The following is a 21,579-nucleotide window of genomic DNA, read 5'->3' on the forward strand; positions in this document are numbered from 1 at the left end:
CCGGGGGAGTGGTGCGACCTCGGCGCTGCCGGGGCCGCACGGGAGCGACGGTGCTCACGCCTCGGCTCCCTTCTGCTCGGTGGAACGGCCGCCGGAGAAGCGGGTGACCAGGTACGAGAGGGCGGCGGCGGCCAGCGCGAGCAGGACGGAGGCGGCGGCGGCCAGGCCGTAGTCATCGCGCTCGAAGGCCGCGGTGTAGGCGTACATGTTGGGCGTCCAGGTGGTGACGACGTCGGGGGTGGCGCCGTGCAGGATCATCGGTTCGGTGAACAGCTGCAGCGAGCCGATCACGGTGAAGAGGCCGACCATGGCCAACGACGGCCGGATCAGCGGCAGCTTGATGCTCAGGGCGGTACGCAGCGGGCCGGCGCCGTCGACGACGGACGCCTCCAGCACCTCACGGGGGATGGCCTGGAGCGCGGCGAAGAAGATGATCAGGTTGTAGCCGGTCCACTCCCACAGCGCGATGTTGACCACGGCCGGTACCGGGGTGCCCAGGATGTCGGCCTGGAAGCCGGCCGAGTCCAGGGCGCCGACGACGGGGCTGACCCCGGGCGTGTAGAGGTACATCCAGATCAGGGCCGCGATGATGCCGGGCACCGCGTGCGGCAGGAACAGCGCCAGCTGGAAGAAGCGCTTGGCGCGCGCGAGGGTCGAGTCGAGCAGCAGGGCGAGCAGCAGCGACAGGACGACCATCAGGGGGATGTAGAGCAGGCAGTACAGGCCGAGGTTGACGAAGCCGTCGCGGAACGCGGGGTCGCCCAGGGCGTCGGCGTAGTTGCCGAACCCGCTGAAGACGCGGTGCACGCCGCCGAAGCCGAGCCCGGACCGCTTCTCGTCGTAGAGGCTGAGATAGACCGCGTACCCGATGGGGATCAGCGTGCAGGCGGTGAACAGGATGAAGAAGGGGAGCAGCAGGAGGGCCGGGGCCCCCGCCCGCGCCCGCCGTCGGGGCGCGGGGCGGGCGGCCGGGGAGGCGGCCTTGAGCGGCGCGGGGGTGGCCATCAGCCGGTCACCTTGATCCCGCGGCTCTTCAGCTCCTTCGTCGTGGCCGTTTCGGCGTCGCGGACCGCCGTCGCGATGTCGCCGCCGTTGTCGTGGACCTTCGAGAAGGCGTCCTTGAGCGAGTTGTTGGTGGTGCCCATGACCGGGCCCCAGGTCCAGTCGGTCCTGATGGTCTTCGCGGCGTCCGCGTACAGGCTGTAGAGGTCCTGCTCGCCGAAGAGGGTGCTCTTGAAGGCGCTCTTGACGACCGGCACGAGGCCGGGGGAGGCGGGGTAGGACGAGGACGTGCCGGTGGCGATGCGTGCCTTGAAACCGTCCGCGGTGGTGGTCGCCCACGCGGCGAACTTCACCGCCGCCTCGGACTTCTTGCTGTCCTTGGACACCGCGAACGTCGTTCCGCCGAGCATGCCGCTCGCGGGCGTCCCGTCGAACGTCGGCATCGGCGCGGCCGCCCACTTGCCGCCCTGCTCGGGGATCGTGCCGCCCAGCACGCCGGCGCCCCAGCTCGCGCCCAGGTAGCCGACGGTCTTCCCCTTCTGCAGGGAGGCGGTCCACTGCTGGGAGAAGGAGGGGGCGTACTCCACCAGGTCGGCGTCGATCAGCTTCTGCCAGTAGGCGGCCGCCTTGTGGGTGGCCCCGTCCTGGAAGGAGACCTTCCAGGAGTCGTCCCCGGGCTTGAACCACTGCCCGCCCGCCTGCCAGACCATTGCCTCGAAGGTGCTCGGGTCGTCGGGGAAGAAGGTGGCGATGCGCGCCTTGGGGTCGGCCTTCTTGATCTTCTCCGCGTCGGCCCGGAACTCGTCCCAGGTCTTCGGCGGGGTGGTGATCTTCGCCTTCTCGAAGACGTCCTTGCGGTAGTAGAAGGTCTGCGGTGCGACGTCCAGCGGCAGGGCCCAGGTGGAGCCGCCCAGTGTGGTCATCCGCATGGCCTGGGGCAGGTACTTGCCCTTCAGGTCGTCGGACACCTGCTCGCTGATGTCCTGGACGGCGCCGCGGCTGACGAAGTCGGGCAGCTGGGGGTACTCGACGTTGAAGACGTCGGGGGCGTTGCCCGCCTTCACGGCGTTGGAGATCTTGGCGTAGCCCCCCGCGTTGCCGGACGGTATCTCCTGGAAGTCCACGCGGATGTCCTTCTGGGAGGCGTTGAAGGCGTCCACGGTCTCCTTCGTCCCCTTGGCCCAGCCCCAGAAGGTGAGGGTGGTGGGTCCCTTCCCGGCCGAGGCGTCGGTGTCGTCGCCCGAGCCGCACGCGGAGAGGCCGACGAGGCACAGTGCGGTCGCGGCGGCGACGAGGCCCGAGCCGTACGTTCTGAGGCGGGGAAGCGAAGAGGAAGGCATGGCGCGGCTCCTTGAAGAGGTCACGAGCACCGGCGTCCGACCGGGCGCTGCGAGGTCACGCTGAAGTGAGCGTCATCCTGTGTCGCGCTGCGATCGAAGTCAATACCTTTCGATCAAATGATCCGAACGATCAAAATTGACGGCTCGCTTGACCGACCGCCGACCGCCGACCGCCGACCGCCGTCGATCTCGGATCTCGGACCTCCCCGGACCGGCTTGTGGGTTCCGCGCCCAGGAAAAGCCCTGGAGAAACGGGAGGCTCCGCTCCGGTCGGTCGAATGTCCGATCAGAGCGGAGCCCCTCACTCAGGGTCTGCTCGGCTGCGCACCCCGCGCCGGGTTGATACGGCTACGCCGGCCCGCCGCAGGACTTGCGCAGTTCGAGAGTGGGCAGCAACTCGATCCGGTGGACGGGCATCGAGTCGCCGGCGTCGAGCCGCCGCAGCAGAAGATCCAGGGCGCCCGAGCCGACCGCCTGCTTCGGCGGCGCCACCGCCGTCAGCGGCGGCTCCGACAGCGACGCGTACACGTCGTCGTAGGCGATCAACGCCACGTCCTCCGGCACCGTCAGACCGTGCGTACGCAGCAGCGACGGCAGTTGCAGGGCGTCCTGGTCGTTGTGCACGAGCACGGCCCGCACGCCCTCGCGCGCGGCCTCCGCGATCCGGGCGGCCAGGTCCGCTTCGTCCGCGGGTGAGCGGGACACCCCGGGGTTGGGCACGTCGATCACGGGCAGCGTCGGGAGTCCGAGCTGTTCGGTGGCCTCCGCGTAGCCCGCGCGCACCTCGCAGGCGGTGCGGGTGTCGGCACGGGCGGCGAGCAGCACCGCGTCGTGCCCGAGCGCGACGAAGCGGCGCAGGGCCAGCAGGACTCCGTGGCGGTGGTCGGAGCAGACCGCGTCCAACTGCGCCGCCGCGCCCAGCCGAGCCGCGCGGCGTTCCACCAGGACGGCGGGGACGGGCAGTTCGCCCAGCCAGTCGCCGCCCTCCAGCCCACCGCCGGGAGTCCAGCCCGGCGTGAGGAGCAGCCCGTCGACATCGGACCCCAGCAGCCGTTCTACCTGCGCGCGGTCATTTCCTGCGCCGTACGGGGCGATGCCCAGGACCAGCCGGGCGCCTCCCGCGGTCGCCGCGGCATGGGCCCCGGCGATCACCTCGTCGAAGTACTGGCCGACCGTGGGCACCAGCATGCCGATCACCCGGCCCTGGCCCGCGGGCTGCCCGCCGACGGTGTCGGGGGAGAGGGAGACCGAGCCGTGGGTGCGCTGGACCCTGCCCTCGTCGGCGAGGACGGCGACGTCGCGCCGGACGGTGACCGCCGGGATGTCGAGACGCTCGGCGAGTTCCACGACCCGGATGGAACCGGTCTCGCGCACGACGTCGAGGATGCGCGAGCGACGTCGTTCGGCCGAAGCTGCCATCGGCACTCCTCTGGAATCGGATCCGGTGTCCCCAGGCATGCCTGACCGGCAATGCCTCCCTTGAGGACCATATCCGATCACGCACGGGTCATCTGATCAGTTCCCTCTTCTCCATCCTCCCCGGCGGGGGTGTGGCACGGGATGGGATTCCGGCCCACCGCGCACGGCATTCGGCGGCGCGGAGACCGGAAGACCTTGAATCGACCGGTTATCGCATTGCCGATCAGAGTTGATCGAACGATCCGGCTCTGGTGATCCGTTCCGTGCGCCGCTTCGCCGCGACGGCCCGTCGGCCCCGGCACGCCCACCGACCGGCCCGGGCCGGAGCATCTCCCCAGTGCGACGCACCCGCCGGGGACGTCGCCGCCGAGGCCAGCGGTGGCCGACCCCGGCAACTCGGAGCCGTACCAGGCCGGGGAGAGAGGGGCGACGGGTGGTTCCGGGAGATCAGCGCCGCCGCCCTGAGGGACACCGCCGCTTTGCCGCGCGACCGGCTGCCGGCCGCCGCCCTGGCGGGCCCCCTGACCGTCGTGGACCGGAAGCGCGCTCTCTTCTCTGTGCGGAGCGCCGACGACGGACGCGGCTTCAGGGCCAAGAGGACGGCCGCGGTGCGGTGGAGGGCCGGGAGTCTTCGATCGGATCGATCCGCGAGGAACTGTTATCCGGGCCAGCCTCGGGGGTCTCCCAGCCATCGGACATCATCGACCGACGTCGAAGGACAGGGAACTTCTCGTATGAGCACACAGCATCCGGTGGAGCTGGCAGAGCTGGTGACCCACGCCCGCGAGGGCGACCCGGCGGCTCAGGACGCCTTGATCAGCGCGCACCTGCCGCTCGTGTACAACATCGTGGGCCGCGCGCTGAACGGTTCCGTGGATGTCGACGACGTCGTCCAGGACACGATGCTGCGCGCCCTCGACGGACTGGCCGGGCTGCGTGAACCGGGCAGTTTCCGGTCCTGGCTGGTGGCGATCGCCATGAACCGGGTGCGGAGGCACTGGCAGGACCGGCAGGCCGCGCCGGGCGGCGTCGAGGAGGCCGACCGGGCCCCGGACCCCGGCGCGGACTTCGTGGACCTGACGGTGCTGCGACTCCAGCTGTCCGGCCAGCGCCAGGAGACGGCGCGCGCCACCCGTTGGCTGGAGCCGGACGACCGGGGTCTGCTGTCGCTGTGGTGGCTGGAGTGCGCCGGTGAGCTGACCCGCGCCGAGGTCGCGCAGGCACTCGCACTGTCCCCGCAGCACACCGCGGTCCGGGTGCAGCGGATGAAGGCCCAGCTGGAGGCGGCCCGCGTGGTCGTCCGCGCCCTCGACGCCCGGCCGCGCTGCCGCCAGCTCGCCGAGCTGCTGGTGGGCTGGGACGGCCGTCCGTCCGCGCTGTGGCGCAAGCGAATAGCCCGGCACGCGCGTGAGTGCGTGCGCTGCGCGGGCCTGTGGAGCGGACTGGTGCCGGCCGAAGGACTGCTCGCCGGTCTCGGCCTGGTGCCCGTTCCCATGACGCTGGCGCCGCATCCGCCGACCGGCCACGACGGCACGCCGACCGGTTCGGCGTCCGAGGGCGTCGACGGGACCGCCGCCACGGACGACGGGGCAGCAGCCACGGACAACGTGACCGCCGCCGCGGACGACGTGACCGCGAGCTACGGCGGTCACGCCACCGGCGGCCGGGCCGCGGCACGTCGGAGACGCGGCCGGGGCACCGCCCGCGACGCCGCCCGCCGCAAGCGTCGCATACGGCGGCGCGCGACGGCAGCCGCCGTGGTCGCCGCCTGCCTCGCCGGTGGCGGTGCCTGGTACTTCGGCCACGAGCCGGACGGCGGCTCGGACGGGAGCGAAACCTTGGCCGGGGCTCCGACCGCCCCCGTCACCGGCCTCCCCACTCCGGTCGGCAGTCCGTCGCACTCTCCGTCGCCCTCCGCCTCCCCGACGAAGAGCCCCAGCGCTTCGAAGAGCCCTGGCGCCTCCTCGAGTTCTGGTGCCTTTACGAGCCCGAGCCCGGCGAAGAGCTCGCCCGAGCTGACGAAGAGGCCGCAGCCCCTGCCATCCCGAACCACCGCCGGCGCCTCTTCCGCGCAGTCCGCCCCCGCCGGGGCCGTCGCGCAGGTGATCGCGCTGGTGAACCAGGAGCGTGCGAAGGCAGGCTGCGGCCCGGTCAGCGGGGACTCGCAGCTGGACGCCGCAGCGCGGGCCCACTCCGAGGACATGGCGGCCCGGGACTTCTTCGAGCACACCAACCCGGACGGCGAGGGTCCCGGCGACCGCATCACCAGCGCGGGCTACCGCTGGTCCTCGTACGGGGAGAACATCGCTCGGGGCCAGCAGACTCCGGAGTCGGTGATGAACTCCTGGATGAACAGCCCCCCTCACCGTGCCAACATCCTCAACTGCGCGTTCAAGGACCTGGGCGTGGGCGTCCTCCAGGGGTCGGGCGGCCCGTGGTGGACCCAGGATTTCGGCACCAAGTGACGTGGTCGCGGCCGGCGAACGGCCGCCGCGATCGTGAACGACCCCGCGCGGAGCCACAAGACCAGTCCGCCCGCACGCTGCGGAAGTACTCCCACTTCCTGCCCCGCGCCGGCGCACGGGGCACCGCCGCCATCGACGCGATCTTCGCGCAACTGCTGCCGGTCGGCAGAGCCTGTGGAGCGTGGCCCATCGCCCGCCGCAGGCCCAAAGTCCCAGAGAAGTCCCAGAGATGCCACCGCACCCCTCCCTGGCCCGCTAAGTAGCAGGTCAGGTGGGGCGCGGCGGCATCCTCACATCAGATGTCCCGGAACGTCTCGATCTGCGCCCCCACCGAGTTCAGCCGCTCCGCCAGGTCCTCGTAGCCCCGGTTGATGACGTACACGTTGCGCAGGACCGAGGTGCCCTCGGCCGCCATCATCGCGAGGAGGACGACGACCGCCGGGCGCAGGGCGGGCGGGCACATCATCTCGGAGGCGCGCCAGCGGGTGGGGCCCTCGACCAGGACGCGGTGCGGGTCGAGGAGCTGGAGGCGACCGCCGAGGCGGTTGAGGTCGGTCAGGTAGACCGCGCGGTTGTCGTAGACCCAGTCGTGGATGAGGGTCTTACCCTGGGCCACCGCCGCGATCGCCGCGAAGAACGGCACGTTGTCGATGTTGAGGCCCGGGAAGGGCATGGGGTGGATCTTGTCGATCGGCGCCTCCAGTTTGGAGGGGCGGACCGTCAGGTCGGTCAGGCGGGTGCGGCCGTTGTCCGCGACGTACTCCGTGGAGCGGTCGTGGTCGAGCCCCATCTCCTCCAGGACCGCCAGCTCGATCTCCAGGAACTCGATCGGCACGCGGCGCACGGTGAGTTCGGACTCCGTGACGACGGCGGCGGCGATGAGGCTCATCGCCTCGACCGGGTCCTCGGAGGGCGAGTAGTCCACGTCGACGTCGATGTCGGGCACGCCGTGCACCGTGAGCGTCGTGGTGCCGATGCCCTCGACCCGGACACCCAGGGCCTCCAGGAAGAAGCACAGGTCCTGGACCATGTAGTTCGAGGAGGCGTTGCGGATCGTCGTGACGCCGCTGTTGCGCGCGGCGGCGAGCAGCGCGTTCTCGGTCACGGTGTCGCCGCGCTCGGTCAGCACGATCGGGCGGTCCGGGACGATCGCCCGCTCCACGGCCGCGTGGTAGAGGCCCTCGGTCGCCGTGATGTCGAGGCCGAAGCGGCGCAGCGCGATCATGTGCGGCTCGATGGTCCGCGTGCCCAGGTCGCAGCCGCCCGCGTACGGCAGCGTGAAGTGGTCCATGCGGTGCAGCAGCGGGCCCAGGAACATGATGATCGAACGGGTGCGGCGCGCCGCGTCCGCGTCGATCGACGCCATGTCCAGCTCGGCCGGCGGGACCAGCTCCAGGTCCTTGCCGTCGTTGATCCAGCGCGCCTTCACGCCGATCGAGGAGAGGACTTCGAGGAGGCGGTAGACCTCTTCGATGCGGGCCACGCGCCGCAGCGTCGTACGCCCCTTGTTGAGCAGGCTCGCGCACAGCAGCGCGACGCACGCGTTCTTGCTCGTCTTGACGTCGATCGCGCCCGACAGATGGCGACCGCCGACGACCCGCAGGTGCATCGGGCCGGAGTACCCGAGCGAGACGATCTCGCTGTCCAGGGCCTCCCCGATGCGGGCGATCATCTCAAGGCTGATGTTCTGGTTGCCGCGCTCGATCCTGTTGACCGCACTCTGGCTCGTGGCCAGCGCTTCCGCGAGCTGCGCCTGTGACCAGCCACGATGCTGACGTGCGTCACGGATGAGCTTGCCGATGCGTACGAGGTAGTCGTCTGCCATGGATGAAGGCTATCTCAGATATGAGATCGTCGCCGCTTGAGGGGTGTGGGGCGCGCGGGGCGTCATACCCGGACAACCCCGGGCGCGGTGAGGGTATTTCAGTGAACCGCGTCCACGCCCTGCGCGCCACTCGGGTGACGGGCCGCCCCGCCCGTACCGGCGTTGCGCCGTGCGGGTACCCGCACGAGGATGCGCCCATGCGCTACTCCGTGAACATCCCCAACTTCGGTGACTTCGCCGACCCGCGTACCGTCGCCCTCCTCGCCCGCACCGCCGAGGAGGCCGGCTGGGACGGGCTCTTCGTCTGGGACCACGTGCTCCACGACAGGGAGCGGCGTCGCGGAGCCCCCTTCGGTGACCCCTGGATGCTCCTCACCGCCGCCGCACTCGCCACGACCCGCCTGCGCCTGGGCACCCTCCTCACCCCCGTCCCGCGCCGCCGCCCGCACCAACTCGCCCGCCAGGTCGCCACGCTCGACGCGCTCAGCGGCGGCCGCGTCATCCTCGGTGCCGGTCTCGGCGGCCCGATCGAGGACGAGTACGGGAGCTTCGGCGAGCCCACGGACCCGCGCGTCCTCGCCGGGATGCTCGACGAGGGCCTCGAACTCCTCGCCCGCTACTGGACGGGCGAGCGCGTCACGCACCATGGCAGCCACTTCACGGTGGACGACGCCCAGTTGCTCCCCGCGAGCACACAGCGCCCGCGTCCGCCCGTGTGGATCGGCGGCTTCTGGCCGAGCCGCCCGCCGATGCGCCGCGCCGCCCGCTGGGACGGCGCGGTCCCGCTCTTCCGTACCGCCTCGCACGGCACGCCGCCGGACCTCGCGGAGGTGCGCGAGCTGACGGCGTACGTACGGGAGCACCGCGCCGCGTACGGAGAGGAGCACCCCGAGGCGTACGTGCGCGAGCGCGCGACCCCCGCGACCCCGTTCGATCTCGTGCTCGGCGGCATCTCGCCGCGCGAGCCCGACCGGGCCGCCGAGCTGATCGCGCCGTACGCCGAGGCCGGGATGACGTGGTGGGACGAGCGCCAGGCCGGGGACGGCGAGCACATCGACCGGCTCGCGCCCGTCCTGCGCCGCGTCGAGGCGGGCCCGCCCGCGTACTGAGCCCCTTCACCGGGAGCGTGACGCGCGCCACGCGCCCGCACCGCCACCGCAATGGCCGTACCGCGCCGACCCGGGCGAAACCCGCGATTCCGCCGGGGCATACCCGCACGAAAACCCCCAAGGCCGCCCCGCCCTCACCGGCTCCCGCCCGCCCCGGGTCGCCCCCCGTCGCCCGTCGCCCGGGCAGCGCGGGGCGGCCCGGGGCATGACCGGGCGGGCCGCGTGTACTAGGGTTATCTCGACATCGAGATATCTGCCGAGGCGCACCGCGACCGCCGCCCCGGGTAAGGGTTACCTAACTAAGTCTTACCTTAGCTGACGGGACCGGCGGCATGGCGGCAGCATTGTGGTGGTACGCGCACAGAAATGAAGGAGACTGTCGTGTCGGCGAACAGCTTCGACGCCCGCAGCACGCTGCGCGTGGGTGACGAGTCGTACGAGATCTTCAGGCTGGACAAGGTCGAGGGCTCTGCTCGCCTTCCCTACAGCCTCAAGGTGCTGCTGGAGAACCTGCTCCGCACGGAGGACGGCGCGAACATCACCGCCGACCACATCCGGTCGATCGGCAACTGGGACTCGCAGGCCCAGCCGAGCCAGGAGATCCAGTTCACCCCCGCCCGCGTGATCATGCAGGACTTCACCGGCGTTCCCTGTGTCGTGGACCTCGCCACGATGCGCGAGGCCGTGAAGGAGCTGGGCGGCGACGCCTCCAAGATCAACCCGCTCGCCCCCGCCGAACTGGTCATCGACCACTCGGTCATCGCGGACAAGTTCGGCACCAACGACGCGTTCAAGGAGAACGTGGAGCTGGAGTACGGCCGCAACCGCGAGCGCTACCAGTTCCTGCGCTGGGGCCAGACCGCCTTCGACGAGTTCAAGGTCGTCCCGCCGGGCACCGGCATCGTCCACCAGGTCAACATCGAGCACCTGGCCCGTACCGTCATGGTGCGCAACGGCCAGGCGTACCCCGACACGCTCGTCGGCACCGACTCGCACACGACGATGGTCAACGGCCTCGGTGTGCTCGGCTGGGGCGTCGGCGGCATCGAGGCCGAGGCCGCGATGCTCGGCCAGCCGGTCTCGATGCTCATCCCGCGCGTCGTCGGCTTCAAGCTCACCGGTGAGCTCAAGGCCGGCACGACCGCGACCGACCTCGTGCTCACCATCACCGAGATGCTCCGCAAGCACGGTGTGGTCGGCAAGTTCGTCGAGTTCTACGGCGAGGGCGTCGCCGCCACCTCGCTCGCCAACCGCGCCACCATCGGCAACATGTCGCCGGAGTTCGGTTCCACCGCCGCGATCTTCCCGATCGACGACGAGACCCTGAACTACCTGCGCCTCACGGGCCGCAGCAAGCAGCAGGTCGACCTGGTCGAGGCGTACGCCAAGGAGCAGGGCCTGTGGCTCGACCCGGCCGCCGAGCCGGACTTCTCGGAGAAGCTGGAGCTGGACCTCTCCACGGTCGTCCCCTCCATCGCGGGCCCGAAGCGCCCCCAGGACCGCATCGTCCTGGCCGAGGCCGCCAGCCAGTTCGCCTCCGACGTGCGCAACTACGTCGCGGACACGAGCGTGGACGAGGCGGGCCAGGAGTCCTTCCCGGCCTCCGACTCCCCGGCCGTCTCCAACGGCGTGCCGAGCAACCCGGCGACCGTGACGGCCCCCGACGGCACGACGTACGAGCTGGACCACGGCGCCGTCACCGTCGCCGCGATCACCTCCTGCACCAACACCTCGAACCCGTACGTCATGGTCGCCGCGGCGCTCGTGGCGAAGAAGGCGGTCGAGAAGGGCCTGACCCGCAAGCCGTGGGTCAAGACCACCCTCGCCCCGGGCTCGAAGGTCGTCACCGACTACTTCGACAAGGCGGGCCTGACCCCGTACCTCGACAAGGTCGGCTTCAACCTGGTCGGTTACGGCTGCACGACCTGCATCGGCAACTCGGGCCCGCTGCCCGACGAGGTCTCCCAGGCCGTCAACGACAACGACCTCGCCGTCACCTCGGTGCTCTCCGGCAACCGCAACTTCGAGGGCCGGATCAACCCCGACGTCAAGATGAACTACCTGGCGTCCCCGCCGCTCGTCGTCGCCTACGCGCTCGCCGGGTCGATGAAGATCGACATCACCAAGGACGCGCTGGGCGCCGACCAGAACGGCAAGCCTGTCTTCCTCGCGGACGTCTGGCCGAGCGAGGCCGAGGTGAACGAGGTCGTCGCGAGCGCCATCGGCGAGGACATGTTCGAGAAGTCCTACGAGGACGTCTTCGCGGGCGACGCGCAGTGGCAGGCCCTCCCGGTCCCCACCGGCAACACCTTCGAGTGGGACGCCGAGTCCACCTACGTGCGCAAGCCCCCGTACTTCGAGGGCATGGAGATGGAGCCGGCGCCGGTCGAGGACATCGCCGGTGCCCGCGTGCTCGCCAAGCTCGGCGACTCGGTCACCACCGACCACATCTCCCCGGCCGGTGCCATCAAGGCCGACACCCCGGCGGGCAAGTACCTCACGGAGCACGGCGTCGAGCGGCGCGACTTCAACTCCTACGGCTCGCGCCGCGGCAACCACGAGGTCATGATCCGCGGCACCTTCGCCAACATCCGCCTGCGCAACCAGATCGCGCCGGGCACCGAGGGCGGCTTCACGCGTGACTTCACGCAGGACGGCGGCCCCGTCGGCTTCATCTACGACGCCTCGCGCAACTACATCGAGCAGGGCATCCCGCTCGTCGTCCTCGCGGGCAAGGAGTACGGTTCCGGCTCCTCGCGCGACTGGGCGGCCAAGGGCACCGCGCTCCTCGGCGTCAAGGCCGTCATCGCCGAGTCGTACGAGCGCATCCACCGCTCGAACCTCATCGGCATGGGCGTCCTGCCCCTGCAGTTCCCCGAGGGCCAGACCGCCGCGAGCCTCGGCCTCACCGGCGAGGAGACCTTCTCCTTCTCCGGCGTGACCGAGCTGAACAACGGCACGACCCCCCGCACGGTCAAGGTCACCACCGACACCGGCGTGGACTTCGACGCGGTCGTCCGCATCGACACCCCCGGCGAGGCGGACTACTACCGCAACGGCGGCATCATGCAGTACGTGCTCCGCTCGCTCATCCGCAAGTGACGCGAGGCCGCCCGTGAGGGCGGCGGCACGGAGGTGAGGGGCCCCTTCCCGGTGACGGGAGGGGGCCCCTTCACGTGTCGTGATACGGCGTGTTCTGTTCCCCGGGCGGATACGGCCCCGCCTCTCCCCTGAAAGCGGTGCGTTCTATTCCGTATGTCCCCTGGCGAACTCTCGCTCCCCGCCTCGTACTTCGTTGCGCGGGGGAACAATCGCCGTCGCGCTCCTCCCCAAAAACCCCGCTGTACTGGGAAGTTGCCGACACGTCCGGCTACCTGACGTTTCCCGGATGTCTCAACTAGGGAAAGTTCCAAGGCCAATGAGGCTTTCGATCTTGCCCCCTGTGCCGCAAGTGGACTATACCTGTCGGCGACCGCCCGGGCCGGGAAGCCGGACCCGCGCGGAACCGGGGGAGAAGGACACGGACACGCGGGCGGCCAAGCCCGCACGTTGCCGTTCCGCACCCAACCGGCGCGCAGCACCCCGCAGTTCCAGCACGACCCCAGTCACACTTCACCGCGGTGCCGGGGAAGGTCCGGTTCACCGCCTGAGTCCTGGATGAAAGCGAGGACTTGAGCATGGGATCTTCCCGAGCGAACGGCAACGGTCTGGGCCGGCGCGACCTCATCAAGCGTTCGGCCGCGATCGGTCTCGTCACCGTGCCCACGATGGGTTTTCTGGCCTCCTGCGCCAGCAGCGACAGCGGCTCCGACGACAAGCCCGAGAAGAAGGGCACCAAGAGCAAGAAGAACCCGCTCGGCGTCAACGAGAGCGCCCCGCTCGACTTCGTCCTCTTCGACGGCGGCTTCGGCAGTGAGTACGGCAAGGACGCCGTCGCGATCTACGAGAAGAACTTCCCCAAGGCGAAGGTGAAGTTCACCCCGACCCAGAAGATCCAGTCCACGCTCCAGCCCCGCTTCAACGGCGGCACCCCGCCGGACCTCATCGACAACTCCGGCGCCGAGCAGATGGACATGGGCGTCCTCGTCGGCAAGAAGCAGCTCGCCGACCTCACCCCGCTCCTCGACGCCCCCTCCTACGACGACCCCGCCAAGAAGGTGCGCGACACCCTGCGCCCGGGCATCGTCGAGATGGGCCAATACGAGGGCGAGGCGTGTTACGTCTTCAACTACGCCTACACCGTCTACGGCGTGTGGTACTCGCAGACCAACCTCGACAAGCTCGGCGTGGAGTACCCCGAGACCTGGGACGACATGCTCAAGGTCTGCGCCAAGGCGAAGAAGAAGGGCATCGCCGGCTGGACGTACGCCGGGAAGTACCCCTACTACATCCCCTTCTCGCTCTTCCCGTTCATCGGCAAGATCGGCGGCCGCAAGGTCCTCGACGCGATCGACAACCTGGAGCCGAACGCCTGGAAGGACCCGGCCGTCAAGGCCGGCTTCGAGGCGTACTACGAGCTGTACAAGAAGGGGTACGTCCTCAAGGGCACCCCCGGCCTCGACCACATCCAGTCGCAGACCGAGTGGACCAAGGGCAACGCGCTCTTCATCCCCAACGGCTCCTGGGTCGAGAACGAGGCGGCGAAGACCACGCCGAAGGACTTCCAGATGAAGGTTGCCGCGCCCTCCAGCCTCGACAGCTCGGACGCGCTGCCCTTCGGCACCCTGTGGGCGTCCGGCGGTGAGCCCTTCATCGTCCCGAAGAACGCCAAGAACCCCGACGGCGGCATGGAGCAGCTCCGCGTCATGCTCTCCGAGGCCAGCTCGAAGAACTTCACGCAGAAGGTGAAGTCGCTCTCCGCCCTCAACGGCGGCACCGACGGGCTCGAACTCTCCACCGCTCTCCAGTCCGGCATCGACGCCCTGGACAAGGCCGGCGAGAACGTCCTCAACCCGCGCCTCCAGGACTGGTACGTCGACCTCAACAAGCAGAAGATCGGTGTCGGCGCCCTGGGCGAGATGATGGCCGGGCGCATGACCCCGGCCGAGGCGATCAAGAAGTGCCAGGACTTCGCCGACGCCGCCGCCAAGGACGACTCGATCCCCCACTACAAGCACCGCTGATGGCGAGCGAGCACAGCGCAGCCGAGGCCGGGGCGGACCTCGTGTCCGCCCCGGCCGCCGGCCGTACGCGGAAAACAGCCCCGGGCCGCGCGAGCAAGCGCCCCCGCAGTGCCGCCGACCGCGGCAAGTACCCCTTCGTCATCGGCTTCCTGATCGTCCCGCTCGCGCTCTACGCGGTCTTCGTGATCTGGCCGTTCATCCAGGCGATCTACTACTCCTTCACGGACTGGACCGGCCTGAGCTCCGACTTCAAGATGGTCGGGTTCGACAACTACAAGAAGATGTTCGACGACGACACCTTCTGGAAGTCGGCGCAGCACAGCGTCACTTACGTCGTCCTGCTGCCCGTCGTCGTCCTCGGCATCGCCCTCTTCCTCTCGTTCATGGTCAACGTGGGCGGGCGGCGCCGGAAGGGCTCGGCGATCGCGGGCGTGCGCGGCTCCTCCTTCTACAAGATCGTCTACTTCTTCCCGCAGGTCCTCTCGATCGCCATCGTGGCCCTGCTCTTCCAGTTCGCGTACAACCCGAAGACCGGCGCGCTCAACTCCGTGCTGCGCGGCGTCGGGCTCGGCAGCGTGCAGCCGGAGTGGCTCGGGGACCCGAACCTCGCCCTGTGGTGCATCATGGCCGTCCTCGTGTGGACGCAGGTCGGCTTCTTCGTGGTGCTCTTCTCCGCCGGGATGGCCTCGATCCCCTCCGAGCTGTACGAGGCCGCGCTGCTCGACGGCGCGGGACGCTTCACGACCTTCTTCCGCCTCACCCTGCCGCTGCTCTGGGACACCGTGCAGTCCGGCTGGGTCTACATGGGCATCCTCTCGCTCGGCGCGGAGGCCTTCGCCGTCGTCCAGATCATGTCGGTGGGCCCCGGCGGCCCGGCCGACTCCACCACTGTGCTGCCGCTGCTCGTCTACCAGAAGGCGTTCGGCCAGGGACAGGCGGGCTACGCCACGACCATCGGCGTCGCCCTGCTCGTCATCACGCTGATCTTCTCCGGCCTCGTGATGCGGCTGGGCAGGCGCGAGCGGCTGGAGTTCTGATGAAGACCACCGACACCCCATCCCCGGCGGAGCAGGGCGAGCCGGCCGACGCGGGCCGGGAGGCCTTCGTACCAGGACAGGACGACGGGCGGAACGGGCCGGAGGGTCCTGGCGGTCCCGGCGGTCCTGGCGGCCCGGTGGGCGAGACCGGCGGTACGGACACGGCGGGTGCCCCCCGGCCGCGCGGCGGGGCGAAGACGGGCGGCGTGCTCAACGTCTTCTCGCACGGCTTCCTCGTGCTCTGGGCGATCCTCGTCGTCATGCCGCTCCTGTGGGCGGTCATGACCTCCTTCAAGGACGACGGGTCGATCTTCAACCACCCGTGGGCCCTGCCGGACTCGCTGCACTTCGACAACTGGTCGCGGGCGTGGACCAACGCCCACATGAGCGACTACTTCCTCCACACGGTCGTCGTGGTGGGCTTCTCGCTCGTCGGCACGCTGCTGCTCGGCTCGATGTGCGCCTATGTCCTGGCGCGCTTCGACTTCCCCGGCAACCGCTTCATCTACTACCTGTTCGTGGGCGGGATGAGCTTCCCGGTCATCCTCGCGCTGGTGCCGCTCTTCTTCGTCATGAAGAACCTCGGGCTGCTCAACACGACGCACGGCCTGATCCTCGTCTACATCGCCTACTCGCTGCCCTTCACGGTCTTCTTCCTCACCTCCTTCTTCCGGACCCTGCCGGGCTCGGTCGCGGAGGCGGCGATGATCGACGGGGCCTCCCACACCCGTACCTTCTTCCAGATCATGCTGCCGATGGCCCGCCCCGGGCTCATCAGCGTCGGGATCTTCAACTTCCTCGGGCAGTGGAACCAGTACCTGCTGCCCACGGTGCTCAACACCGACGAGGACAAGAAGGTGCTCACCCAGGGGCTCGTGGCCCTCGCCACGAGCCAGGGGTACAAGGGCGATTACTCGGGCCTCTTCGCGGGGCTCGTGATGGCGATGCTCCCGGTGCTCGCCGCCTACATCCTCTTCCAGCGCCAGGTGCAGGAAGGACTCACGGCGGGGGCCGTGAAGTAGCCGGGCGAGCGGGGCGGGAGCGCGAGAGCCCGCTCCTCTCCCGGAATTCACCCTTCGCGCAAGCGAACTGACATAGCATCGCCCGGCCGGAGGACACCGCGCCTGTCGCATGCCCTGCGGGGCGGCGGCGGGCGCGGTCCTCCGCGTGTCCGGGGGCGGGCCGCGTCCGGTGACGGCCCGCTCACGCCCGTACAACGAACTCCGTCAAGGACTTGACTGCGGCAACCCCGACAGCGGAACTTGGAGTTCATAACTTGTACGTGGCCGCCGTCACTCCTGGTGACCGGTCGCGGGTGCCCCCGTGCGGGGTGCCCGGTCGAGGGCGGGAGTGGATGGGGCAATGGAGACTCCGGGGTCGCAGTCGTCGCTGCACCGGGCCAATCTGGAACGCGTCGTACGGGCGGTGCGGCTCGCCGGCTCACTGACGCAGGCGGAGATCGCGCGGACGACCGGGCTCTCCGCGGCCACCGTCTCCAACATCGTCCGCGAGCTGCGCGAACTGGGCACCGTCGAGGTCACGCCCACCTCGGCGGGCGGGCGCAGGGCGCGCAGCGTCTCGCTCAGCGGCAACGCGGGCATCGTCATCGGCGTCGACTTCGGCCACACGCACCTGCGGGTCGCGCTCGGCAACCTCGCGCACCAGGTGCTCGCCGAGGAGTCCGAGCCGCTCGATGTGGACGCCTCGGCCGCGCAGGGCCTGGACCGGGCCGAGGAGGTCGTCGCCCGGCTCATCTCGGCGACCGGCGTGGACGAGGCGAAGATCGCGGGCGTGGGGCTCGGCGTGCCCGGTCCCATCGACGTGGAGTCCGGGACGCTCGGCTCCACCTCGATCCTGCCGGGCTGGGCGGGGACCCGCCCCGCCCAGGAGCTGAGCGGGCGGCTCGGCGTGCCCGTGCACGTCGACAACGACGCCAACCTCGGCGCGCTCGGCGAGCTCGTGTGGGGCGCGGGGCGCGGGGTGCGCGACCTCGCGTACATCAAGGTCGCGAGCGGTGTCGGGGCCGGGCTCGTCATCGACGGGCGCATCTACCGGGGCCCGGGCGGCACGGCGGGAGAGATCGGCCACATCACGCTCGACGAGGCGGGCCCGGTGTGCCGCTGCGGCAACCGCGGCTGCCTGGAGACCTTCACGGCCGCGCGCTACGTCCTGCCACTGCTGCACTCCAGCCACGGCGCCGATCTCACGCTGGAGCGGATGGTGCGCCTGGCCCGCGAGGGAGACCCCGGGTGCAGGCGCGTCGTGGGCGACGTGGGGCGGCACATCGGCAGCGGGGTCGCGAACCTCTGCAACCTGCTCAATCCCAGCCGCGTGGTGCTCGGCGGGGACCTCGCCGAGGCGGGGGAGCTGATCCTCGGGCCCATCCGCGAGTCGGTGGGGCGGTACGCGATCCCGAGCGCCGCGCGGCAGCTCTCCGTGCTCCCGGGGGCCCTCGGGGGCCGGGCGGAGGTGCTGGGGGCGCTCGCCCTCGCGCTGAGTGAAATGGGGGATTCGACCCTCTTGGAAGGGCCGGTTCCGGCCGGGCGTCCTGCCTTCACTTAGCAAACGCATGACACCGTTGCCATCTCGTTAAGTATTAACTCCTTGACGCCGCTCTCGCGGCCGAGTTGACTTCCAGCCACCTCGGCCGCAGCGACGCGGCCTCGTCAGGGAGGTTTCGAATGAACACGCGTATGCGTCGTGCTGCCTTTGCCTTTGCCGCCACCGGTCTGGCCGTCTCGCTGGCCGCTTGCGGGTCCGCCAAGGAGAGCGACGACGGCAAGAAGGACGGCGACGCCAAGTCGTCCTCGTCGAGCAAGTCCAAGGGCGACGCGCTGAAGATAGGTCTGCTCCTCCCGGAGAACCAGACCGCGCGGTACGAGAAGTTCGACAAGCCGCTGATCACCGCCAAGGTCAAGGAACTGACCAACGGCAAGGGCACGGTCGTCTACAACAACGCCAAGCAGGACGCGAGCCTTCAGGCGCAGCAGGTCGACACGATGATCACCAACAAGGTGGACGTCCTGATCGTCGACGCGGTGGACGCCAAGGCCATCCGCTCCTCGGTGCAGAAGGCCGTGGACGACGGCATCAAGGTGGTCGCGTACGACCGCCTGGCCGAGGGCCCCATCTCCGCGTACACCTCCTTCGACAACCAGTCGGTCGGCAAGGCGCAGGGCGAGGCCCTGCTCAAGGCCCTCGGCGGCGACGCGAAGAAGGGCAAGATCGTCATGATGAACGGGTCGGCCACCGACCCGAACGCGGCCGACTACAAGAAGGGCGCGCACTCCGTCCTCGACGGCAAGGTCAACGTCGGCAAGGAGTACGACACCAAGGAGTGGAAGCCGGAGAACGCCAACTCCAACATGGAGGGCGCCATCTCGGCCATCGGCAAGAAGAACATCGTCGGCGTCTACTCCGCCAACGACGGCATGGCCGGCGGTATCATCACCGCCCTCAAGGCCGCCGGCATCTCGCCGCTCCCCCCGGTCACCGGTCAGGACGCGGAGCTCGCCGCCGTGCAGCGCATCCTCAAGGGTGAGCAGTACATGAGCGTCTACAAGTCCTACCCGCAGGAGGCCAGCACGGTCGCCGAGCTGGCCGTCGCGGTCGGCAAGGGCGAGGACCTCGCCTCCCTGGCGCCCGACAAGGTCGACAGCGGCACCGACAAGGCGATCCCCAGCAAGATCATCCCCGTTGTCTCGCTGACCACGGACAACATCCAGGACACCGTCCTGAAGGACAAGATCTACAAGCTCTCGGAGATCTGCACCGCCAACTACAAGGACGCCTGCGACAAGGCCGGCCTGAAGTAAGCGCGGTCGAGACGGCGCTCACGCGGTCCCCGGGCCCGTGAGCGCCCTCCTCTCGCTCCCACCCAGACCTGTCCGGTGCCCCGCCCCCTCAACAGTCCCGCTAACGGGGCGGGGCGCCGGACGGACCACCCGGGCGGGAACTCCCCCCAATCTGCTCGACCCACCGCGTCCGGTCACCCCCACCGGACGCGGCATCCCCGCCGGTCAGGCGGCGAAGGAGATGGTTCACGTGTCCGCTGCGCCCGTGTTGGCGTTGCGCGGGGTCTCCAAGCGGTTCGGTGCCGTTCAGGCGCTCACCGACGTAGAGCTTGAAGTCCACGCTGGTGAGGTGCTCGCCCTGGTGGGCGACAACGGCGCCGGTAAGTCCACTCTGGTCAAGACGATCGCGGGTGCCCACTCCATCGATGACGGTGTCATCGAGTGGGAGGGCCGCCCGGTCTCGATCAACCGCCCCCACGACGCCCAGGAGCTGGGCATCGCCACCGTGTACCAGGACCTGTCGCTCTGCGACAACCTGGACGTGGTCGGCAACCTCTTCCTCGGTCGCGAGGTGCGCCGCTGGGGCGTGCTCGACGAGGTCGAGATGGAGCGCCGCGCCCGCGAGCTGCTCACCACGCTCTCCATCCGCATCCCGAGCGTCCGCATCCCGGTCGCCTCGCTCTCGGGTGGTCAGCGCCAGACCGTCGCCATCGCGCGCTCGATGCTCGGCGAGCCCAAGCTCGTCATCCTCGACGAGCCGACCGCCGCGCTCGGCGTCGAGCAGACCGCCCAGGTCCTCGACCTCGTGGAGCGCCTGCGCGAGCAGGGCCTCGCGGTCGTCCTCATCAGCCACAACATGGCCGACGTGAAGTCCGTCGCGGACAACGTCGCCGTTCTGCGGCTCGGTCGCAACAACGGTGTCTTCCCCGTGAAGACGACCTCCCAGGAAGACATCATCTCCGCCATCACCGGTGCCACGGAGAACGCCGTGACCCGCCGCGCGGCCCGCAGTGTGGGAGTGCAGAAGTGAGCGCCCAGAACGTGAAGAAGGAAAACACGGGGGCGGTGCAGGACAGCACCAGCAACCCGGAGAGCGCCGCGGGCGCCGTCGCCGCGGTCGACCCGCGGCTGCTCGTGCGCGAGCAGGGTTTCGCGGGCTACCTCACCGAGTTCAAGCGCCGCATACGCGGCGGCGAGCTCGGCACCATGCCCGTCATCGCCGGTCTCGTCGTCATCTGGATCATCTTCCAGAGCCTGAACTCGGGCTTCCTCACCGCCGGCAACCTCACCGCCATGAGCATCACCATGGTCGGTACGGGGCTCATCGCGGTGGGTATCGTCTTCGTCCTGCTGCTCGGTGAGATCGACCTCTCGGTCGGCTCGGTCAGCGGTGTCGCGGGCGCCTTCTCGGCGGTCCTCTCCGTCAACCACGGGGTGAACGACTGGCTGGCGATCCTCATCGCCATCGTCACCTGCCTCGTCATCGGCGCCATCCACGGCTTCTTCTTCGCCCGCCTCGGCGCCCCCGCCTTCGCCGTCACCCTCGCCGGACTGCTGTTCTGGCAGGGCTTCATGCTCCAGATCCTCGGCGACAACGGGACGATCAACCTCAACCCCGACGGCGGGATCGTCAAGCTCACCACGTACTACTTCAGCGACGTCGCCGTGGGCTACGGCCTCGCGCTCGTCACCGTGGTGCTCTTCTTCCTCAGCTCCTACTCCGACGCCCGTCGCCGCAAGGCGGCCGACGTCCCCTCGCGTCCGCTCAGCGAGATCATCCTGCGGACGGTGCTGCTCGCCGTCCTGGCCTTCGCCGTGGCGATCATGCTCAACCAGTACAAGGGCACCCCGCTCGCGCTGGTCGTCTTCCTCGCCCTCGTCGTCCTCACGGACTTCGTGCTGCGCCGTACCCCCTACGGCCGCAAGGTCTTCGCCCTCGGTGGCAGCGTCGAGGCCTCGCGGCGCGCGGGCATCAACGTGACCATGATCCGCATCTCGGTCTTCGGTATCGCGGGCGCCTTCGCGGGCGCGGGCGGTCTCTTCCTGGCCTCCAAGATCGCCACCGCCAACCAGGGTGCCGGTACCGGCGACCTGCTGATGAACTCCATCGCGGCGGCAGTGATCGGTGGCGTCAGCCTCTTCGGCGGACGCGGCCGCACCTGGCACGCGCTGCTCGGTGTCCTCGTGATCAGCTCGATCCAGAACGGTCTCGCCCTGGAGGGCGTCGCCTCGCCGGTCCAGTACATGATCACCGGCGCGGTCCTGCTGGCCACGGTCGTCATCGACTCCGTGACCCGCAAGACCCAGAAGTCCGCCGGCCGCGCCTGACGGCCGCCGGCGCCGGGCTGCCCCGTCCCCCCGTATACGTACGGGGGGACGGGGCACCCGCATGTGGTCGTACTTCCCCCGCGGTGCGGGGGAGGGCCACGGGGCGAACGGCCCCCCGGCTGGCCCCCGCCCCCGCC

14 protein-coding genes are annotated in these 21,579 nt (G+C 69.9%); 10 read left to right on the top strand and 4 right to left on the bottom strand.

All coding sequences use genetic code 11. The annotated features are described in order from the left end of the window. Positions 1-54: 54 nt before the first annotated feature. From ACIP4O_RS18735 to ACIP4O_RS18745, 3 genes are all read right to left on the bottom strand, one after another. A complete protein-coding gene (locus ACIP4O_RS18735) occupies positions 55-1,005 on the bottom strand; it encodes a carbohydrate ABC transporter permease (protein ID WP_401575689.1) in 951 nt (316 codons plus the stop codon). Beyond that, entirely contained in the window at positions 1,005-2,342 is a 1,338-nt protein-coding gene (locus tag ACIP4O_RS18740) for an ABC transporter substrate-binding protein (RefSeq protein WP_401575691.1), read from the bottom strand. Before ACIP4O_RS18740 ends, ACIP4O_RS18735 begins: the two co-directional genes overlap by 1 nt. Before the next feature lie 348 nt (positions 2,343-2,690). Further along, complete coding sequence (locus ACIP4O_RS18745) at positions 2,691-3,761, bottom strand: substrate-binding domain-containing protein (RefSeq protein WP_401575693.1); 1,071 nt, start codon at positions 3,759-3,761, stop codon at positions 2,691-2,693. 734 nt (positions 3,762-4,495) lie between these two features. On the opposite strand from ACIP4O_RS18745, the gene ACIP4O_RS18750 reads away from it, so the two are divergent. Next, on the top strand, positions 4,496-6,226 hold the full coding sequence (locus tag ACIP4O_RS18750) for a sigma-70 family RNA polymerase sigma factor (protein ID WP_401575695.1): 1,731 nt from the start codon (positions 4,496-4,498) through the stop codon (positions 6,224-6,226). Between the two features lie 295 nt (positions 6,227-6,521). Here the strand turns inward: ACIP4O_RS18750 and ACIP4O_RS18755 are convergent, their stop codons facing one another. Beyond that, entirely contained in the window at positions 6,522-8,051 is a 1,530-nt protein-coding gene (locus tag ACIP4O_RS18755) for a UDP-N-acetylglucosamine 1-carboxyvinyltransferase (protein WP_401575697.1), read from the bottom strand. A 197-nt stretch (positions 8,052-8,248) separates the two neighbouring features. Here ACIP4O_RS18755 and ACIP4O_RS18760 point away from each other — a divergent pair, with 197 nt between their 5' ends. From ACIP4O_RS18760 to ACIP4O_RS18800, 9 genes are all read left to right on the top strand, one after another. After that, entirely contained in the window at positions 8,249-9,160 is a 912-nt protein-coding gene (locus tag ACIP4O_RS18760) for an LLM class flavin-dependent oxidoreductase (RefSeq protein WP_401575699.1), read from the top strand. Between the two features lie 381 nt (positions 9,161-9,541). Beyond that, positions 9,542-12,262 (top strand): aconitate hydratase AcnA, encoded by a 2,721-nt coding sequence (gene acnA, locus ACIP4O_RS18765; protein WP_401575701.1) that lies wholly within the window; start codon positions 9,542-9,544, stop codon positions 12,260-12,262. 575 nt (positions 12,263-12,837) lie between these two features. Continuing rightward, positions 12,838-14,283: an N-acetylglucosamine/diacetylchitobiose ABC transporter substrate-binding protein gene (ngcE, locus tag ACIP4O_RS18770; protein WP_361321882.1), complete on the top strand. Its 1,446-nt coding sequence runs from the start codon at positions 12,838-12,840 to the stop codon at positions 14,281-14,283. Continuing rightward, on the top strand, positions 14,283-15,320 hold the full coding sequence (locus ACIP4O_RS18775) for a sugar ABC transporter permease (protein ID WP_361321879.1): 1,038 nt from the start codon (positions 14,283-14,285) through the stop codon (positions 15,318-15,320). Before ngcE ends, ACIP4O_RS18775 begins: the two co-directional genes overlap by 1 nt. Then, positions 15,320-16,342, top strand: coding sequence for a carbohydrate ABC transporter permease (locus ACIP4O_RS18780; protein WP_401575703.1), 1,023 nt, complete (start codon positions 15,320-15,322; stop codon positions 16,340-16,342). The genes ACIP4O_RS18775 and ACIP4O_RS18780 overlap by 1 nt, the downstream gene beginning before the upstream one ends. 340 nt (positions 16,343-16,682) lie before the next feature. After that, positions 16,683-17,882, top strand: coding sequence for an ROK family transcriptional regulator (locus ACIP4O_RS18785; protein WP_361321873.1), 1,200 nt, complete (start codon positions 16,683-16,685; stop codon positions 17,880-17,882). Between the two features lie 119 nt (positions 17,883-18,001). Next, positions 18,002-19,135: a substrate-binding domain-containing protein gene (locus ACIP4O_RS18790; RefSeq protein ID WP_361321870.1), complete on the top strand. Its 1,134-nt coding sequence runs from the start codon at positions 18,002-18,004 to the stop codon at positions 19,133-19,135. Between the two features lie 220 nt (positions 19,136-19,355). Further along, complete coding sequence (locus tag ACIP4O_RS18795; protein WP_164284380.1) at positions 19,356-20,144, top strand: ATP-binding cassette domain-containing protein; 789 nt, start codon at positions 19,356-19,358, stop codon at positions 20,142-20,144. Further along, positions 20,141-21,442 (top strand): sugar ABC transporter permease, encoded by a 1,302-nt coding sequence (locus tag ACIP4O_RS18800; protein WP_401575707.1) that lies wholly within the window; start codon positions 20,141-20,143, stop codon positions 21,440-21,442. The genes ACIP4O_RS18795 and ACIP4O_RS18800 overlap by 4 nt, the downstream gene beginning before the upstream one ends. Positions 21,443-21,579 lie beyond the last annotated feature (137 nt).

Source organism: Streptomyces sp. NPDC088923 (assembly GCF_044749745.1).
Taxonomy (GTDB): domain Bacteria; phylum Actinomycetota; class Actinomycetes; order Streptomycetales; family Streptomycetaceae; genus Streptomyces.

Excerpts from the sequence above, each read along its gene's own strand:
- ACIP4O_RS18745 (WP_401575693.1), bottom strand. The coding sequence starts at position 3,761 with ATGGCAGCTTCGGCCGAACGACGTCGCTCGCGCATCCTCGACGTCGTG.
- ACIP4O_RS18755 (WP_401575697.1), bottom strand. The coding sequence starts at position 8,051 with ATGGCAGACGACTACCTCGTACGCATCGGCAAGCTCATCCGTGACGCA.
- ACIP4O_RS18775 (WP_361321879.1), top strand. The coding sequence starts at position 14,283 with ATGGCGAGCGAGCACAGCGCAGCCGAGGCCGGGGCGGACCTCGTGTCC.
- ACIP4O_RS18795 (WP_164284380.1), top strand. The coding sequence starts at position 19,356 with ATGGTTCACGTGTCCGCTGCGCCCGTGTTGGCGTTGCGCGGGGTCTCC.
- ACIP4O_RS18750 (WP_401575695.1), top strand. The coding sequence starts at position 4,496 with ATGAGCACACAGCATCCGGTGGAGCTGGCAGAGCTGGTGACCCACGCC.
- ACIP4O_RS18785 (WP_361321873.1), top strand. The coding sequence starts at position 16,683 with ATGGAGACTCCGGGGTCGCAGTCGTCGCTGCACCGGGCCAATCTGGAA.
- ACIP4O_RS18740 (WP_401575691.1), bottom strand. The coding sequence starts at position 2,342 with ATGCCTTCCTCTTCGCTTCCCCGCCTCAGAACGTACGGCTCGGGCCTC.
- ACIP4O_RS18790 (WP_361321870.1), top strand. The coding sequence starts at position 18,002 with ATGAACACGCGTATGCGTCGTGCTGCCTTTGCCTTTGCCGCCACCGGT.
- ACIP4O_RS18735 (WP_401575689.1), bottom strand. The coding sequence starts at position 1,005 with ATGGCCACCCCCGCGCCGCTCAAGGCCGCCTCCCCGGCCGCCCGCCCC.
- ACIP4O_RS18780 (WP_401575703.1), top strand. The coding sequence starts at position 15,320 with ATGAAGACCACCGACACCCCATCCCCGGCGGAGCAGGGCGAGCCGGCC.
- ngcE (WP_361321882.1), top strand. The coding sequence starts at position 12,838 with ATGGGATCTTCCCGAGCGAACGGCAACGGTCTGGGCCGGCGCGACCTC.
- ACIP4O_RS18760 (WP_401575699.1), top strand. The coding sequence starts at position 8,249 with ATGCGCTACTCCGTGAACATCCCCAACTTCGGTGACTTCGCCGACCCG.